General features: G+C 63.6%; 17 protein-coding genes. 3 read left to right on the top strand and 14 right to left on the bottom strand.

Annotated elements, in window-relative coordinates; translation table 11 throughout:
• Nucleotides 1-128: 128 nt before the first annotated feature.
• The 3 genes from clpA to FJ423_RS09970 all read right to left on the bottom strand — a co-directional run bounded on the left by clpA (nucleotide 129) and on the right by FJ423_RS09970 (nucleotide 3,534).
• Nucleotides 129-2,594 carry an ATP-dependent Clp protease ATP-binding subunit ClpA gene (gene clpA, locus FJ423_RS09980; protein ID WP_140841263.1) on the bottom strand — a complete coding sequence of 822 codons (2,466 nt, stop codon included), beginning with the start codon at nucleotides 2,592-2,594 and terminating at the stop codon, nucleotides 129-131.
• Nucleotides 2,595-2,600: 6 nt separating this feature from the next.
• Nucleotides 2,601-2,927 (bottom strand): ATP-dependent Clp protease adapter ClpS, encoded by a 327-nt coding sequence (gene clpS, locus FJ423_RS09975; RefSeq protein ID WP_036258315.1) that lies wholly within the window; start codon nucleotides 2,925-2,927, stop codon nucleotides 2,601-2,603.
• A gap of 277 nt (nucleotides 2,928-3,204) precedes the next feature.
• The gene (locus FJ423_RS09970; RefSeq protein ID WP_140841261.1) at nucleotides 3,205-3,534 is read right to left on the bottom strand and encodes a phasin family protein; all 330 of its coding nucleotides are present in this window, start codon (nucleotides 3,532-3,534) and stop codon (nucleotides 3,205-3,207) included.
• 288 nt (nucleotides 3,535-3,822) lie between these two features.
• On the opposite strand from FJ423_RS09970, the gene FJ423_RS09965 reads away from it, so the two are divergent.
• Complete coding sequence (locus FJ423_RS09965; protein ID WP_095765345.1) at nucleotides 3,823-5,247, top strand: D-alanyl-D-alanine carboxypeptidase; 1,425 nt, start codon at nucleotides 3,823-3,825, stop codon at nucleotides 5,245-5,247.
• A gap of 43 nt (nucleotides 5,248-5,290) precedes the next feature.
• Here the strand turns inward: FJ423_RS09965 and FJ423_RS09960 are convergent, their stop codons facing one another.
• The 3 genes from FJ423_RS09960 to FJ423_RS09950 form a co-directional block, all read right to left on the bottom strand.
• Nucleotides 5,291-5,989: a molecular chaperone DnaJ gene (locus FJ423_RS09960; RefSeq protein WP_140841259.1), complete on the bottom strand. Its 699-nt coding sequence runs from the start codon at nucleotides 5,987-5,989 to the stop codon at nucleotides 5,291-5,293.
• Nucleotides 5,990-6,112: 123 nt separating this feature from the next.
• Entirely contained in the window at nucleotides 6,113-6,550 is a 438-nt protein-coding gene (locus tag FJ423_RS09955; protein WP_095765343.1) for a DUF1489 family protein, read from the bottom strand.
• Nucleotides 6,551-6,634: 84 nt separating this feature from the next.
• Nucleotides 6,635-8,038: an L-serine ammonia-lyase gene (locus FJ423_RS09950; protein WP_140841257.1), complete on the bottom strand. Its 1,404-nt coding sequence runs from the start codon at nucleotides 8,036-8,038 to the stop codon at nucleotides 6,635-6,637.
• A gap of 168 nt (nucleotides 8,039-8,206) precedes the next feature.
• Here FJ423_RS09950 and FJ423_RS09945 point away from each other — a divergent pair, with 168 nt between their 5' ends.
• A complete protein-coding gene (locus FJ423_RS09945; protein ID WP_140841255.1) occupies nucleotides 8,207-8,926 on the top strand; it encodes a DUF599 domain-containing protein in 720 nt (239 codons plus the stop codon).
• On the opposite strand, the gene FJ423_RS09940 is transcribed toward FJ423_RS09945, so the two are convergent.
• From FJ423_RS09940 to FJ423_RS09920, 5 genes are all read right to left on the bottom strand, one after another.
• Nucleotides 8,899-9,696, bottom strand: a complete 798-nt coding sequence (locus tag FJ423_RS09940; RefSeq protein WP_140841253.1) for a YdcF family protein — start codon at nucleotides 9,694-9,696, stop codon at nucleotides 8,899-8,901. The genes FJ423_RS09945 and FJ423_RS09940 overlap by 28 nt on opposite strands.
• A gap of 30 nt (nucleotides 9,697-9,726) precedes the next feature.
• Entirely contained in the window at nucleotides 9,727-11,292 is a 1,566-nt protein-coding gene (locus FJ423_RS09935) for an amidase family protein (protein WP_140841251.1), read from the bottom strand.
• Nucleotides 11,292-11,750 carry a GNAT family N-acetyltransferase gene (locus tag FJ423_RS09930; RefSeq protein ID WP_140841249.1) on the bottom strand — a complete coding sequence of 153 codons (459 nt, stop codon included), beginning with the start codon at nucleotides 11,748-11,750 and terminating at the stop codon, nucleotides 11,292-11,294. Before FJ423_RS09930 ends, FJ423_RS09935 begins: the two co-directional genes overlap by 1 nt.
• 3 nt (nucleotides 11,751-11,753) lie before the next feature.
• Entirely contained in the window at nucleotides 11,754-12,041 is a 288-nt protein-coding gene (gene gatC, locus FJ423_RS09925; protein WP_140841247.1) for an Asp-tRNA(Asn)/Glu-tRNA(Gln) amidotransferase subunit GatC, read from the bottom strand.
• 216 nt (nucleotides 12,042-12,257) lie between these two features.
• On the bottom strand, nucleotides 12,258-12,965 hold the full coding sequence (locus FJ423_RS09920; RefSeq protein ID WP_140841245.1) for a metal-dependent hydrolase: 708 nt from the start codon (nucleotides 12,963-12,965) through the stop codon (nucleotides 12,258-12,260).
• A gap of 116 nt (nucleotides 12,966-13,081) precedes the next feature.
• Between FJ423_RS09920 and ruvX the strand changes: the two genes are divergently transcribed.
• Nucleotides 13,082-13,564: a Holliday junction resolvase RuvX gene (ruvX, locus tag FJ423_RS09915; RefSeq protein WP_140841243.1), complete on the top strand. Its 483-nt coding sequence runs from the start codon at nucleotides 13,082-13,084 to the stop codon at nucleotides 13,562-13,564.
• Here the strand turns inward: ruvX and FJ423_RS09910 are convergent.
• The 3 genes from FJ423_RS09910 to FJ423_RS09900 all read right to left on the bottom strand — a co-directional run bounded on the left by FJ423_RS09910 (nucleotide 13,506) and on the right by FJ423_RS09900 (nucleotide 16,362).
• On the bottom strand, nucleotides 13,506-13,847 hold the full coding sequence (locus tag FJ423_RS09910) for a DUF6105 family protein (protein WP_140841241.1): 342 nt from the start codon (nucleotides 13,845-13,847) through the stop codon (nucleotides 13,506-13,508). The genes ruvX and FJ423_RS09910 overlap by 59 nt on opposite strands.
• Nucleotides 13,847-14,404: a hypothetical protein gene (locus FJ423_RS09905; protein ID WP_140628217.1), complete on the bottom strand. Its 558-nt coding sequence runs from the start codon at nucleotides 14,402-14,404 to the stop codon at nucleotides 13,847-13,849. The genes FJ423_RS09910 and FJ423_RS09905 overlap by 1 nt, the downstream gene beginning before the upstream one ends.
• 329 nt (nucleotides 14,405-14,733) lie before the next feature.
• Nucleotides 14,734-16,362 carry a DNA alkylation response protein gene (locus FJ423_RS09900; protein ID WP_140545768.1) on the bottom strand — a complete coding sequence of 543 codons (1,629 nt, stop codon included), beginning with the start codon at nucleotides 16,360-16,362 and terminating at the stop codon, nucleotides 14,734-14,736.
• Between the last annotated feature and the right edge of the window lie 64 nt (nucleotides 16,363-16,426).

Raw genomic sequence — 16,426 nt, 5'->3', positions numbered from 1 at the left:
ATCTGTTGGCGGTTGGCGAATATCGGCCACGCACACCGTTGAGGGCAATCCGGTCGATTTCCCCGTTTTTCCTCGCAACAAAAAAGCCCCGTCGCCGGGGCTTTTCTGCAATTGAGGATGAGGGCCTATCAGCCCTTGCGCGGCAGTTGCGGCACAAGGCTGCGCTTGTTGCCGTCCTTGCCTTTCGGCTCCGGCTTCTGCGCTACGGCCTTCTTGGGCGCCGGCTTCTTGGCCACCGCCTTTTTCGGCTTCGGCGCGTCTTCCGGCTCTTCCTTCTTCGGCTGCACGGGCGACTCGTCGGCGAGCGATTCGAGTTTCAGGCCGGACTCGCCGGTTTCCTTCTTCTCGACGGTCACGCGCACCGTGCCGCCCTTCTTGAGCTTGCCGAACAGCACCTCGTCGGCCAGGGGCTTCTTGATGTGCTCCTGGATGACTCGGCCGAGCGGACGCGCGCCCATGCGCTCGTCATAGCCCTTGTCGGCCAGCCAGGCGATCGCATCCGGCGACAGGTCGAAGGTGACGCCCCGCTCGGAGAGCTGCGCCTCGAGCTGCATGACGAACTTCTGCACCACCTGATGGATAACCGGCACCGGCAGCGAACCGAACGGGATGATCGCGTCCAGGCGGTTGCGGAACTCCGGCGTGAAGAGCCGGTTGATCGCCTCGACGTCGTCGCCCTCGCGCTTGGTCGAGCCGAAGCCGATCGCCGCACGCTGCGCGTCCGAGGCGCCCGCATTGGTGGTCATGATCAAGATCACGTTGCGGAAGTCGATCTGCTTGCCGTTGTGATCCGTCAGTTTGCCGTGGTCCATCACCTGCAACAGGATGTTGAACAGGTCCGGATGCGCCTTTTCGACCTCATCGAGCAACAGCACGCAATGCGGATGCTGGTCGACGCCGTCGGTGAGCAGGCCGCCCTGGTCGAAGCCGACATAGCCGGGAGGCGCGCCGATCAGCCGCGAGACGGTGTGGCGTTCCATGTATTCCGACATGTCGAACCGGATCAGCTCGACGCCGAGCGAGGCGGCAAGTTGCTTGGCGACTTCCGTCTTGCCGACGCCGGTCGGGCCTGAGAACAGGTAGGAGCCGATCGGCTTCTCCGGTTCGCGCAGGCCGGCGCGCGCCAGCTTGATCGCCGAGGTCAGCGCCGTGATGGCCGTATCCTGGCCGTATACGACGCGCTTCAGCTCGATATCGAGCCCCTGCAGCACCTTCTCATCATCCGCCGATACCGTCTTCGGCGGGATGCGCGCCATAGTGGCGATCGTCGCCTCGATCTCCTTGATGCCGATCGTCTTCTTGCGCTTGGCTTCCGGCACCAGCATCTGCGAGGCGCCGGTTTCGTCGATCACGTCAATCGCCTTGTCCGGCAGCTTGCGGTCGTTGATGTAGCGCGCCGACAGCTCGACCGAGGCCTTGATCGCTTCGCTCGTGTAGCGGACCTTGTGGAACTCCTCGAAATAGGGCTTCAGGCCCTTCATGATCTCGATGGCGTCCTCGATGGTCGGCTCGTTGACATCGATCTTCTGGAAGCGCCGCACCAGCGCGCGGTCCTTCTCGAAGAACTGGCGGAACTCCTTGTAGGTGGTCGAGCCGATGCAGCGGATGGCGCCGGACGACAGCGCCGGTTTCAGAAGGTTCGATGCATCCATGGCGCCGCCCGAGGTGGCGCCGGCCCCGATCACCGTGTGGATCTCGTCGATGAACAGCACCGCGCCCGGATAGTCCTCGAGCTCCTTGACGACTTGCTTCAGTCGCTCCTCGAAGTCGCCGCGATAGCGGGTGCCGGCCAACAGCGTGCCCATGTCGAGCGCGAAGATGGTGGCGTCCTGCAGCACTTCCGGCACATCGCCTTCGACGATGCGCTTGGCGAGACCTTCGGCGATCGCCGTCTTGCCGACCCCCGGATCGCCGACATAGAGCGGGTTGTTCTTGGAACGGCGGCACAGCACCTGGATGGTGCGGTTGATCTCGCTGTCGCGACCGATCAGCGGATCGATCTTGCCGGCGCGCGCCTTGTTGTTGAGATTGACGCAGTAGGCCGTCAGCGCGTCCTGCTGCTTCTTCTTGCCACCCTCTTCCTGCGGCTCGGCACCGTTCTGGCCGCCCTGCTCGTCCTCGGCGCCGCGCGGCGTGCGCGATTCCGAAGCGCCCGGGCGCTTGGCAATGCCATGCGAGATGTAATTGACCGCGTCGTAGCGGGTCATCTGCTGTTCCTGCAGGAAATAGGCGGCATGGCTCTCGCGCTCGGCGAAGATGGCGACGAGCACGTTGGCGCCGGACACTTCCTCGCGGCCGGACGATTGCACATGGATCACGGCGCGCTGAATGACGCGCTGGAAACCTGCCGTCGGCTTCGAATCCTCGTCATAACCGGTGACGAGGTTGTCGAGCTCGGTGTCGATATAGGTGAGAACGGTGTGCTTGAGCTCGTCGAGATCGACGTTGCAGGCGCGCATGACGGCGGCGGCCTCGGTATCGTCGATCAACGCGAGCAGCAAATGTTCGAGCGTCGCATACTCATGATGCCGCTCGTTGGCGAATGTCAGCGCCTGATGTAGCGCCTTTTCCAGGCCTTGGGAGAAAGCCGGCATGTTACCTCACTTCTTCTCCATCACGCATTGCAGCGGATGCTGATTCTGTCGGGCGAAATCCATGACCTGGGACACTTTGGTCTCGGCCACCTCGAATGTGTAGATGCCGCACTCGCCCACTCCATGATTGTGAACATGAAGCATGATGCGTGTGGCGGCTTCGCGGTCCTTTTGGAAAAATCGTTCCAGGACGTGAACGACGAACTCCATCGGGGTGTAGTCGTCGTTCAGAATGAGGACCCGGTAGAGACTGGGCTTCTTGGTCTTGGTTTTGGTGCGCGTGATGACAGCGGTGCCGCGACCGGGATCGTTGCGGTCTCCGTCACTTTGCATTCGCACCACGCCTGCCGTGGCAGTCAAACCGATCGTCACGTAGTCCAGCCTTTTCGAATCCTCATGCGAGTTCAACATGTAGGTTCTCGATGGACGATTTTAAGCCCTTCTGTTTAGCTGACAATATGGCTAGGTGGGCAAACTGCAGCGAATTTCTCAATCGTGAATGCGGCAAGGTGCGTCAGGTTGCGATCACGCATGAAAAAACCCGGCCGCGTTTCCGCGACCGGGTCCTTTTGATTGGCCCGCTGGCCGTGTCCGGCGTGATCGGGCGAAATTACTTCGCCTTGGCGACCACCGATTCGAAGGGCTTGTACGCTTCCTTGGCGAGCTCGGCATAGAGATTGCCGATCTTGCTGGCCTCGGCCACGAAGCTCTCATAGCTCTGCTTGGCGTAATCGGCCTGGATCTCGACGGCCTTCTCGATCGACTTGGCCGCGAACAGCTTCTCGAAGGCGGCGGTGCCGGCTTCGAAGCTCTTCTTGGTGTATTCGCCGGCTTCAGTGGCGATCGCCTGCGCGCCCTTGGTGAGCGAGGCGAAGCTCTTCAGCCCGGTGTCGGCAAATTCCTTGCCGTATTTCGTGAAGTCCTCATAGGTCTGGGTCATTTCATACTTCCCTTTGGTTGAAACGCCCTTTTTGCCCCGGGCGCCCTTGTGCAATGCACCTCAATATATTGTGCGATGCACAAAAGTCAAGAATCCCTTGATATGCAGGGGGTCCAGCGCCGGCAGCCGGTAAAATTCGATTAAAGAGAAGCTCGATTTGCCGAAAAATGGTGAACGCGGCGGTTACCATAAACGGATTGGTAACGCTGGGCGCGATAGCTTGACTGGAAGTGAGGCCGGCACTCCCTTTGCCGCCTCCGGGGCAACGAAAATTCAGGGTAAGTAACGGTGCGTCAGGCGTTGTCGGGGCTAGTCTCCAAATCTTTCTCCCTCAGGGCAATTATGATCGCCGCGCTCGCGATGACGGTTGTCGTCGCCGACGTAGCGTCAGCAATGGCAGCAAGAGCCTCGGCCATCGTCGTGGACGCCAAGACCGGCAAGGTGCTCTACTCCGCTGACGCCAATGGCCGGCGCTATCCCGCCTCGCTTACCAAGATGATGACGCTCTACCTCACCTTCGAAGCGCTGGCGAAGGGCAGGATCAGCAAGAACACCCCGGTTCCGTTTTCCGCTCATGCCGCCGCCGAGGCGCCGACCAAGCTCGGAGTGCGCGCCGGCGGCTCGGTTCCGGTCGAGACCGCGATCCTGTCGATCGTGACGAAATCAGCCAACGACTCGGCGACCGCGCTTGGCGAGATGCTTGGCGGCAGCGAAGACAATTTCGCCCGCATGATGACGGCCAAGGCGCGCCAGCTAGGCATGAACGGCACCGTCTTCCGCAACGCCAACGGCCTACCCGACCCCGGCCAGTTCACCACGGCTCGCGACATGGCGATGCTGGGCATCGCGCTCCGCGAGCATTATCCGCAATATTACGGTTATTTCTCGCAGCGCTCGTTTCTATATGGCCGTCAGCGCATCAACGGCCATAACCGTCTGCTCGGCCGCATCAAGGGCGTCGACGGCATCAAGACCGGCTACACCCGCGCGTCAGGCTACAACCTCGTCTCCTCCGTTGCCGATGGCGACCGTCGCCTCGTCGCCGTGGTGATGGGCGGCGCTTCCGGCCGCAGCCGCGACAACCAGATGGCCGCGCTGATCAACACCTATCTGCCGCGCGCCTCGACGCGCGGCGGCGGCGATCTCATCGCCAAGGGCAACGACAATCCGATCAAGACCTTGGCCAAGGTCTTTTTGCCCAAGCATGACGCGCCGACTCCGGACGCCAAGCCGGCTACGGATGACGCTGTCGTCGCCTCAGCCGACGATGACGTCCAGGACGACAGCCAGCAGGTCGCCGAAGAGACGAAACCGGTGATCCAGATCAAGAAGGTGAAGACGGTTGCCGTGGCCGCGATGGCGCCGCCCGCCAAAACCGAGGAAGCCTCGGCCCAGGTCGTCACCGCTTATGCCGACCCATCGCCCGCAGCACCGGCGATCGATCCGGTCAAGACGTCGTCAGTGCCCTCCGGCTGGGTCGTTCAGGTTGCATCGTCGCCGACGAAAACCGGAGCCCAGGCGCTGCTCGAAAAGACGAGCAAGCAGGCGCCGAGGGTCCTGGCGGACGCATCGGGCTTCACGGTCGCTTTCGACAAGGACGGCACCACCTACTACCGCGCCCGTTTCGGCGGCTTCGGCTCGAAGGACGCCGCCTGGAAGGCCTGCGACGCCCTGAAGCGCAAGAAAATCTCGTGCTACGCCGTCGAGCAATAGGCGGCTGTTGAAATCTCCGGGAAAGTACCCGCGTCGAAGGAGACTAATCGTGATTGGAGAGCAGGACGTCCTTGGCTTCATTGATCCGCGCCGCCAGGACAGACGTGCCGCCGACATCGGCGTTCAGGCGCTGCATCAGGCGGCGGTGCGCCTTGCGGATATCCGCCGCGGCAGCCCCCGCTTCAAGACCAAGGACCTTGTAGGCCTCCTCCTTAGTCATGGAGCCCGCACCTGGCGCAACACCCAGCCCTTCGCCACCGTGCGGCTGCGCGTCCTTGCGCCAGACGGGAAAACGGCCGTCAAGATACGTCTCTAGGAGCTGGCGGCTCTCCATGTCCGGGCTGAGCTCGCCGTGAAGCTGGCGCAGGTCCGTCAGCCCCATTGCGCCCAGCATCTTGCCTTCATAACGCCCGGCCAGGACAAGCCCTTCGAGCTTTCCGCTGTCGTGGTCGAGGTCCATTTCGAGCGCGGCAGTGCGCACCGTCGAATGTTTGGAAGCGGCGGCGCGCGCCGGAGGCCGCCTCGTGCGTATCCAGCCGATCCAGGCCAGCGCCGCGAGCAAAAGCAGTCCGCCGATAAGGCTGCGGCCGAAGACCAGCATGGGCGCCCCGACCAGTCCCAGAAAAGCCGGTCCAAGCGATCTCAGACTATCGGCCATCCTTGCGGGATCAGCGCGCACAAAGAGCATGGCGGCGCCGAAAAGCACCACAAGCACCGCTGCCAAAGCGAGGATCACACCCATCGATTAGCACCGCCATACGGATGACCGAGCATAACAAATAGGATGGGACCAAGGTCCGGCGCTTGCAAGTCCCACATCGGACGAGCCGAAGGGCCAGCGGCGGGTTTGCCGGCCGGCGCGGCGCTACAGCAGGCCGAGCTCGGCGAGTTCGAGCCTGAGCTTCGGCGGCATTTCGGCGAGTGCCGCCCTGCCCTTGCCGAGATCGGCCGGCGCATCGGCGGGCTTCAGATAACGCCAGCCCTGGAAGGCGCGGCGCGGCTGCCAGTCGGTGCGCACCACCTCAGGGTCGAGCACCAGATGACAACGGCCGATGCCCTCGCCGTCGACGAAGGGCCGGATCTCGGTGATCAGTTGCCGGCACTGCACGCTGCCCTTGATCACCCAATAGAGCGAGCCGCCGTCGGTGATCTCATCGCCGCGCGTCGGCACCATGCGGGTGGTGTGCCAGTGCTCGGCCGGCTCGCCCGCACGGCGCCGCTCGTCGAGGCGGAAGGCGATCCACTCTTCGAGGTCCTCGACGCTGTCGCAACCGACGCACAGTTTGATGAGATTGAGTGACATGCCCCAAGATTTAGCCGCAAGGATTGACGCGTCAACGCCTTGAGCGACTTCTCCACAGGGCCAGCCTGGGGTCTCGATAAGACCTCAGCACTCCACCACATTGACCGCGAGGCCGCCGAGGCTGGTTTCCTTGTATTTCTCGTTCATGTCGAGGCCGGTCTGGCGCATGGTCTCGATCGCGGCATCGAGCGGCACGAAATGCGTGCCGTCGCCCTTGATGGCCAAGGAGGCCGCCGTCACTGCCTTCACCGCCCCCAGCGCATTGCGCTCGATGCAGGGCACCTGCACCAGGCCTCCGACAGGATCGCATGTCATGCCGAGATGATGCTCGAGCGCGATCTCGGCGGCGTTCTCCACCTGCTCGGGCGTGCCGCCCATGACGGCGCACAGCCCGGCGGCGGCCATCGCCGAAGCGGAACCCACCTCGCCCTGGCAACCGACTTCGGCGCCCGAGATCGAGGCATTGGACTTGATGATGCCGCCGACGGCGGCGGCCGTCAGCAGGAAATCGCGGATGCTCGGCTGGTCGGCTTCGGGATGGAAATGCAGCCAGTAGCGCAGCACCGCAGGCAGCGTGCCGGCAGCGCCATTGGTCGGGGCGGTCACCACGCGACCGCCGGCGGCGTTCTCCTCGTTGACAGCCATGGCGTAGATCGACAGCCAATCATTGGCGAGCAACGGATTTGGCCGGTTCTGCTGCCACTGTTCCTGCAATTTGTCGTGCAGCTGCCGCGCGCGGCGGCGCACCTTCAACCCACCCGGCATTATGCCGTCTTGCGACAAGCCGCGATCGATGCAGCCCTTCATCGCGCCCCAGATCGCGTCGAGGCCTTCGTCGAGCTCCTCGCGCGGCATATGCTTTTCCTCGTTGGCGCGCTTCATCTCGGCGATCGAAAGCCCGCTCTTGGCCGCCATCGCCAGCATTTCGGCGGCGTTCTTGAAGGGGTACGGTACTTTCTTGCCTTCGGTCGTCACCGAGCCCTTGGTCTTCATGCGCTGCAGCTCTTCCTCGGAGACGACGAAGCCGCCGCCGATCGAATAATAGATGCGCTTGAGCAGCAGCCGGTCGGACGCATCATAGGCATAGAAGGCCATGCCGTTGGCATGGCCGGCCAGCGGCGTCTTGCGGTCGAGCACGAGGTCCTTGGCGGGATCGAAGTGGTATGTCGGATGCCCAGGCGGCGAAATCCGCTTCTCCGCGCTTATGCGGGCGACGATGCCGTCGGCTTCGTCGGGATCGACCGTCTGCGGTGTCTGGCCGGCCAGGCCGAGGATGACGGCGCGGTCGGAGCCGTGGCCGATGCCGGTATAGGCAAGCGAGCCGTGCAGGCTGGCGCCGATGCGGTCAACCTTGACGCCGGCGGGCCGGGGCCAGTCGCCGGCCAGGATCTCGTCGAGAAAGCGACGCGCGGCCGTCATCGGCCCCATCGTGTGCGAGCTCGATGGGCCAATGCCGATCTTGAACAGGTCGAAAACCGAAAGGAACACTGGGGCGTCGTCTCCTGAGGACCGCTCAAAGCTTACATATAGGAATTCCCAGGATGTTTCCGCTGTTTTGCATGGCGCGGCGCGGCGGCTGCCGACCTTGTTTGCTCCGCCAGCGACATCGCTTGCCGCCTGTCGAAGTGCCGGCACCCCTTGTGTTAAAAGCACTGGATGGGCGATTCACTTCATCTTTCGGCGGCCGATCTGGCGGCGCTGGCTTTCTTCCTGGTCGTCTGGGTTGCGCACACGCTCGCCTCGGACGGCAAGCTGGTCCGTCGCATGTCGCTGACCACGGCGATGAATGCCCAGCGCGAGGCCTGGATGCGCAATATGGCCGAGCGTGAAATCCGCATCGTTGACACCGCCATCATGGGCGGCCTGCAGCAAGGCACCGCCTTCTTCGCTTCTTCTTCTCTGATCGCGCTCGGCGGCTGCTTTGCCCTGCTCGGCGCCTCTGACCGGGTGCTTGAGGTTCTGGCCGACCTGCCCTTCGGCGCGGCCTCGTCACGCGAAGCCTTCCAGACCAAGGTGTTCGGCCTGGTGCTTGTCCTGGCCTTCGCCTTCTTCAAATTCGGCTGGGCTTACCGCCTGTTCAACTATTGCTCGATCCTGATCGGCGCGGTGCCGACTCCGCATGGCCCGGCTTCGCGCAACCCGGTCAGCGAAACGGCGGTGTGGCGGGCGACGCGCATGAATGTGCTTGCCGGCAAGCACTTCAACTCCGGACTGCGCGCCGTCTTCTTCTCGATCGGCTATCTCGGCTGGTTCGTCGACCCGGTGGTCTTCGTGATATCGACGCTGGTGCTTCTGGCCGTGCTGGTGCGCCGCCAGTTCTTCTCGGCGGCGCGGCAAGCCGTGCTCGGTCAGCCGCCCGGCCCGGGAAAGAACTGATCGATCTTGCCGGACAGCCGGTAGGCGAAAAGCCCGATCCACTCGCGCACTGCGATGGTGGTTGCCTGCATCGAATCGACCGGATTGTCGCGGTAGAGGCCGACGCCTTCCCTGCCCGAGGTGCGATAGTCGACCGGCCACGGAACGGTCGTAAAACCCGCCTTGTCGAACAGCGCCTTGGCGCGCGGCATGTGGAAAGCCGAGGTTACCAGCAGCCAGGTCTCGCCCGGCTTCGGCTCGACCAGTTTTCGCGAGAACACCGCATTCTCGTAAGTGTTGCGGGATTTATCCTCTAGGATCAGGCGATCGGCGGAAACGCCTAAGGCGCCGAGCAGCCGCGGCGCCGTATCGGCGTCGCCCTCGCCGTCGAGAAAAAGCGAGCCGTTGCCGCCCGATACGACGACCTTCGCTTGCGGAAAGCGCCTCGCAAGGATCGCTGTCTCCACCATGCGGTCGCCGCTGCTGTTCAGCTCGTAACCGCCGCGCGCCAGATTGATGGCGCCCTCGAAGCCGCCGCCTAGCACGACGATGCCGTCGACCTTCTCGGGCAATGGCGGCTTGGGAAAGCGCTCTTCGAGCGGAGTGAGCATCATCGCGCCGACCGACGTCCAGGCCGAAAGGACCAGGATCGCGATGCCGAGCACGCTGCCCGTCGCCGCCAGCCGCCGGCGCCCAAACAGCGCGGCCAAAAGGCCGGCGAACAGCAGGAAGATCGCCAGGTTGATCGGTTGGATGAAGAACCAGAGAATCTTGGAAAGATAGTAGAACATGCATCGCCCCTTGTCAGATGAGGGGCAACGCTACCACCACTTCCCCGGCTGGAACCTGCCCGCGGCCTGCTCGATGATGTTGGCCGTCTGGAACAGCGTTTCCTCGTCGAACGGGCGGCCGATCAGCTGCAGGCCGAGCGGCAGGCCCTTGCCGTCGAGGCCGGCCGGCACCGAAATGCCGGGAAGGCCGGCCATGTTCACCGTCACGGTGAAGATGTCATTGAGATACATCTTGACCGGATCGGAGGCCATGTCCTCGTCGGCGATGCCGAAGGCGGCCGACGGCGTCGCTGGCGTCAGGATCACATCGACGCCGGCGGCAAAGACGTTCTCGAAGTCGCGCTTGATCAGCGTGCGCACCTTCTGCGCCTGCAGATAGTAGGCGTCGTAATAGCCCGCCGACAGCACATAGGTGCCGATCATGATGCGGCGCTTGACCTCGCGGCCGAAACCGGCGGCGCGGGTCTTCTCATACATGTCGACGATGTCCTTGCCGGGCACGCGCAGGCCGTAGCGCACGCCGTCATAGCGGGCGAGGTTTGACGAAGCTTCGGCAGGAGCCACGATATAGTAGGCCGGCAAGGCGTATTTGGTGTGCGGTAGCGAGATGTCGACGATTTCCGCGCCGGCGTCCTTCAGCCATGCGATGCCTTTCTGCCAGAGCGCCTCGATGTCTTCCGGCATGCCGTCGACACGATACTCCTTCGGAATGCCGACCTTCATGCCCTTGATCGGCTTGCCGATCGCCGCCTCATAGTCCGGCACCGGACGGTCGACCGAGGTCGTGTCCTTCGGGTCGACGGAGGCCATCGACTTCAGCAGGATCGCGGCGTCGCGCACATCGCGCGCGATCGGCCCGGCCTGGTCGAGCGAGGAAGCGAAGGCGACGATGCCCCAGCGCGAGCAGCGCCCGTAAGTCGGCTTGATGCCGACCGTGCCGGTCAAGGCGGCTGGCTGGCGGATCGAGCCGCCGGTATCGGTTGCGGTGGCGCCGGCGCAAAGGAAGGCGGCCACCGACGAAGCCGACCCGCCCGACGAGCCGCCCGGCACCAGCTGGGCGTTGTCCAAGGTCCGCGCCGTCTTCGTGCCGCCGGCGGACACAAAGCCGCCATCGCCCTGATGGGTCGTCGGCATGACGACCGTATCGATACGCGAGCGACGCCACGGATTGATCACCGGGCCGTAATAGGAGGTCTCGTTGGACGAGCCCATGGCGAACTCGTCCATGTTGAGCTTGCCGAGCATGACGGCGCCGTCGGCCCACAGATTGCTGGTCACGGTCGACTCGTAGCGCGGCTTGAAGCCGTCCAGCACGTGGCTGCAGGCCTGGGTGTGGATGCCTTCGGTGGCGAACAGGTCCTTGATGCCGAGCGGAATGCCTTCCAGCGCGCCGCCCTCGCCCATGGCCAACCTGGCATCGGAAGCCTTGGCCATGTCGCGCGCCTTGTCGGCGGTCACAGTCACATAGGCATTGAGCACCGGATTGGCGCGATCGATCGCCGCGAGATAGGCCTCGGTGATCTCGGCCGCGGTGATCTCCTTGCCGCGCAGCTTGGCGCGGGCCTCGGAAATGGTGAGATGTGTGAGATCGCTCATCAGGCAAGGCTCTTTTCGTAAAACACCGACCACTCGGAATCGGGATAATCCAGCACCGGTCCGCAACGCGAGAATCCGGCGCGCTCATAGACGGTCCAGGCGGCGGGGTGCCGATCGCCGGTTTCAAGGACCAGGCGCTTCAGCCCTTCCTGCCGGGCAAGCGCCTCGACACGTGCGACAATCTCGGCGCCGATCTTGCGGCCGCGATGCGAAGGCCGCGTGTACATACGCTTGACCTCGCCGACCGTATCGTCATGGCGCTTGAGCGCGCCGCAGCCGACAGCAAGGCCGTTGTCGCGAGCGATGAACACCGTCGTATCCTCGTCGGCCATCTGCTCGACGGTGAGATGATAGCAGTGCTCGGGCGGCGTCAGTTCGAGCAGCGCGGCGTTGAGTTCGGCGACCAACGCGCGCACGTCGTCCTGCAAAGGCGTCTCGACGGCGATCTCGACAGCCACGCTCTACTCCACCACCTTCGGAACGAGGAAGAAATTCTCGTCCGTCGCCGGCGCGTTGGCGACGATGTCGGCGGCCTTGTTGCCGTCGGTGACGGCATCCAGGCGCTTCTTCATCTCCATCGGCGTGACCGAGGTCATCGGCTCGACGCCCGAAACATCGACCTCGTTCAATTGCTCGACGAAGCCGAGGATGGCGTTCAATTCGCCGGTCATGCGCTCGGCGTCCTCCTCGCTCACCGCTATACGGGCAAGGTGCGCGACGCGCTTCACGGTCTGAAGATCAACGGACATGTTCTATCGCCTCGGGAAAACCAGTTCGGGCTATAGCGGCGCGGCGCTCAGCGTGCAACACGGATCATGCCGGTTCGATCGCCACGCGGTCGCTCCCCGGGCGCTTACGCGGCAATGCCACGCCCTCGCAGTGATAGTGGCTGCCACGGTTTGCCGGCCTGTCTGCAGCGTATCTTTTTCTGGCTTGCGAGCAGATCTCTTCCGACGCAGAGAAACCTAGATCGTGATCGCCTTGCCGATGTCCGGCAGCGTCACGTTTACGCCCGAGCCTTCCATGCCGGCGACGAACTTGTCGGCGGTCTGGTCGATCATCGAGAAGGTGCCGAAATGGCAGGGAACGACCGTATCGAAGCCGAAGAAGCGGCGGCAGGCAAGGGCCGCCACAGCGCCGCCCATGGTGAAGCGGTCGCCGATCGGCACGATGCCGATCTTCGGTTCGTGCAATTCGTTGATCAGCCCCATGTCGGAGAAGATGTCGGTGTCGCCCATGTGGTAGAGCGTCTTGTCCTCAGGGAAGTGCAGGACAAGCCCGCCCGGATTGCCGAGATAGGTGTTCGTGCCGGCTTCGCCGCCGAAGGAGGACGAGTGCAGCGCCTGGACGAAGGTCGTGGTGAAAGGGCCGCAATCGACGGTGCCGCCGATATTGCCCGGATTGATCTTGTCGCCGCTGACGCCCTGGCCGACGAGGTACATGCAGATCTCGAAATTGGCGACCAGCATGGCGCCGGTTTTCTTCAGCACTTCGACCGCGCCGCTGACATGGTCGTTGTGGCCATGAGTCAGGAGAACATGGGTCACGCCTTCCGCCGGCCCTTCCCAGCCGCCCGTCCAGGACGGATTGCCGACCAGATAGGGGTCGATGAGAATGGTGGCGGCCTTGGTCTCGACGCGGAATGCCGAATGTCCGTACCAGGTCAGTTTCATGAACGCTTTCCTCGATTTCTCCGTTGCCGGAAGATAGAACGCTAGTCGCAAATTGAAAGTGGCGCCCTCCTCCTACACGTCAAAAGGATGTGACGCCTGGATATCAGAGGAAGCCGTTGGGCATTATTTCAATCGAGGAACTGCCGGCGCGGCTTGCCGGCGGCAAGACGCTCGCTGGGCTCGATCTCGGTGACAAGACGATCGGCATGGCGGTCTCCGATCGCGGGCTGTCCTTCGCCCATCCGCGCCCGGTGATCCTGCGCAAGAAATTTTCGCTGGATGCCGCCCAACTGCTCGCTCAGCTCGACAAGGACAATGTCGGCGCCGTCGTGCTCGGCCTCCCGGTCAACATGGACGGCACGGAAGGGCCTCGTGCGCAAAAATCCCGCGCCTTCGTCCGCAACATGGCGCCGCTTTCCGACCTGCCCTTCGTGCTTTGGGACGAGAGGCTGTCGACCGTCGCTGCGGAACGGACACTGATCGAGATGGATTTCTCGCGCAAGAAGCGCGCCGGCAAGATCGATTCGGCGGCCGCCGCCTTTATTCTGCAGGGAGCGTTGGACCGGCTTCAGTCGCTTGGCCGAGCCGATCGGGGCTGATATCGCCGTGCCGGCGCTGCCTGATCCATTCGGCGATGTTGCGCCGGCGGCGGAAGGCCCAAAGTCCCATGAGCAGAAAAAAGTCGAAAATGCAGGTCCGCGCCACCATGCCCGGAATGATCGCCGGATCGACGCCGAGCATCTGGCCGTAGAGCTGGAAAGCGAAATCGTGCACCTGTCGGCTCAGCATCGCATAGCCGAAATTCATGTCGTTGGCCGACAGGAAGAACCATCCCCAAAAAATGGCCATCGGAGCAGCCCAGAGCGTGAATATCGTGCGCATCAGCGCCTGCCTCCAGGCTTGTTTTCCGGGCGGCCGGATATGCGGGAAAGAAGCGAACTGTGCGCGGCTCCCATCGCCATGCGCGAGGCGGCGCGGATATCACCCTCGGGCAAGTGCATTGCTGCAAAGGTGGAGCGGCGTTCAGCCAGCACGGCGATATAGGAGGCAAGCAGCGCCGTCATCTGGATGGCGACGATCATGAACAGGCCGTCTATGCCTTGCGCCACGCCGCCGATGAGGATCAGCGAAAGCAGGAAAGATGCCGAGATGAAGGCGATCCGCGCCACGCTCTCGCCCGCGTCCGGCCTTGCCGCCGCGTTCAGCAGCGTTTCGACGAAGGCCCAGCAGAACAACACCGCGACGATCAACAACGCGATCGAAAGCGGCGCGACCACGGCCGCATTTTCAAACTGCGGAAACCGGTTGCCCCGGACGGAGAGGCCAAGCACGCCGAGAGCCGTCGCTATGCCGCGGCTGCCGTCCATGCAGACATAGGCTAGCAGGGCGAAAACCACCGCCCAATGTAAGGCCAGAACTGAGCTCAACACGTGCCGCATACGTTTCCCGCTGGCGGAGTTCGGGAGGTCATGGTTAACCTTTCCCTACTCCAGCAAAGTTGAGAGTGGGCTTTGCAACGGTTCGCCGCAACGGAAACCATTTGTTAAGGTTAACAGCTGTCCACAGACCGGCAATGTGCCGTTAATGCATGTCGCCCAAGAAGTGCGCAGCGGTTCTGGGACAACGACATCATCACAACAACGACTTACAGCGCGTCGCCCGAATCCGTTTCGGCGCGATGCGCTCTACGGCATGATGCCGAAAAGGCGTGAAGCGGTTTTCGGATGACGTGATGCTCAATCTCTTAATTTAGAGATTTAGAGGCGGATCAGGTCACCGGCGGATAGAGCGTGTCGATGATCATGCGCGCGTCGTGGCGCGAGTCGAGCATGCCGTAGGTGGTGCGCCACTGGCCGCCGAGCCGCGTTTCGACGAAAGCGTCGGCGATCCGCCCTGCCCCCAGCCTGCGCAGCTCCGCCGCGGCGGCCGAAAGCGCCAGCTGTTCGGTGAGCAGCCGCGCCGAGCCCTGGTCGGTCGCGGCGACCTGCATGGCGGCCTTCAGCACGCCGATGGTGCCGCGCCCGCCGGTGCCGAGATCGCGGTCGATGCCGGTCAGCACCTCCTCGAACAGGCCGGGCGCGCGGCCGAGCACGCGCAGCACGTCGAGCGCCATGACATTGCCAGAGCCCTCCCAGATCGCATTGACCGGCGCCTCCCGGTAATAGCGGGCAAGCGGCGCTTCCTCGACATAGCCGTTGCCACCAAGGCATTCCATCGCCTCGTAAAGCAGCTGCGGCGCGATCTTGCAGACCCAGTATTTGACGACCGGCGTCATGGCTCGGGCAAAGGCCGCCTCGCCGCGATCGCTTGCCGCCTCGTCGAAAGAGCGCGCCAGGCGGAACGACAGCGCCGTGGCCGCGGCGACGTCGAGCGCCATGTCGGCCAGAACCCGCTGCATCAGCGGCTGGTCAATCAGGTTGGAGCCGAACACCTGGCGATGGCGCGTGTGATGAACAGCCTCAGCCAGGCCCGCCCGCATCAGCGCCGACGAAGCGACCGCGCAGTCGAGCCTGGTCAGCGTCACCATGTCCATGATCGTCTTCACGCCTGCGCCCGGGTCGCCGACCATCTCGCCGATCGCGTTGACAAACTCCACCTCCGACGAGGCGTTCGAGCGGTTGCCGAGCTTGTCCTTCAGCCGCTGGAAGCGGAAACCGTTGCCGGAACCGTCGCCCAGGATGCGCGGCACGAGGAAGCAGGACAGCCCCTCCGGAACCTGTCCGAGCACCAGGAAGGCATCCGACATCGGCGCTGACATAAACCATTTGTGACCGGTCAACCGGTAGAACCCGCTTCCCGTGCGCTCCGCCCTGGTGGTGTTGGCGCGCACATCGGTGCCCCCCTGCTTCTCGGTCATGCCCATGCCGAGCGTCAGCCCGGTCTTCTGCACGGGAGGCTTCTGCGCCTGGTCGTATTTACGGGTCGTCACGCGCGGCGCCCATTCGCGGAAAAGCTTCGGGCTTGCCATCAAGGCCGCCAGCGAGGCGCTGGTCATGGTGATGGGGCAAAGATGCCCCGTCTCGAGCTCAGCGGTCAGGTAGAAGCGTGCCGCCCTCACCTGATGGCGGCGGCCGATCTCGGCATCTCCGTTTTCCCATACCGAAGAATGCAGGCCGCCGGCGATCGCGCGGCGCATCAAGGCATGATAGGCCGGATGATATTCGACAAGATCGAGGCGGCGGCCCTGGCGGTCATGGGTGCGCAATTTCGGCGTGTCGGTGTTGGCGAGGCGGGCGAGTTCCTGCGCTTCCTGCGTCATCACGAACCGGCCAAGCCCATCGAGATCCTTGCGCACGGGGTCGGAAAAACGCTCGGCCAGCTGGATGAGCAACGGATCGCCCCGCCACGCATTGCCGCCTGCCAATGGCGGCGGCTGGTTGATCACCTCGTCGGTCACGCCCAATCCTTCAGTTGCCCAATCCTTCAGTTGGCCGAGAGGTTCTTACCATTTCCAAGCCCGC

It is taken from the genome of Mesorhizobium sp. B2-8-9, from assembly GCF_006439475.1.
Classification (GTDB): domain Bacteria; phylum Pseudomonadota; class Alphaproteobacteria; order Rhizobiales; family Rhizobiaceae; genus Mesorhizobium.
This window is presented reverse-complemented; position numbering and strand designations above follow the sequence as displayed.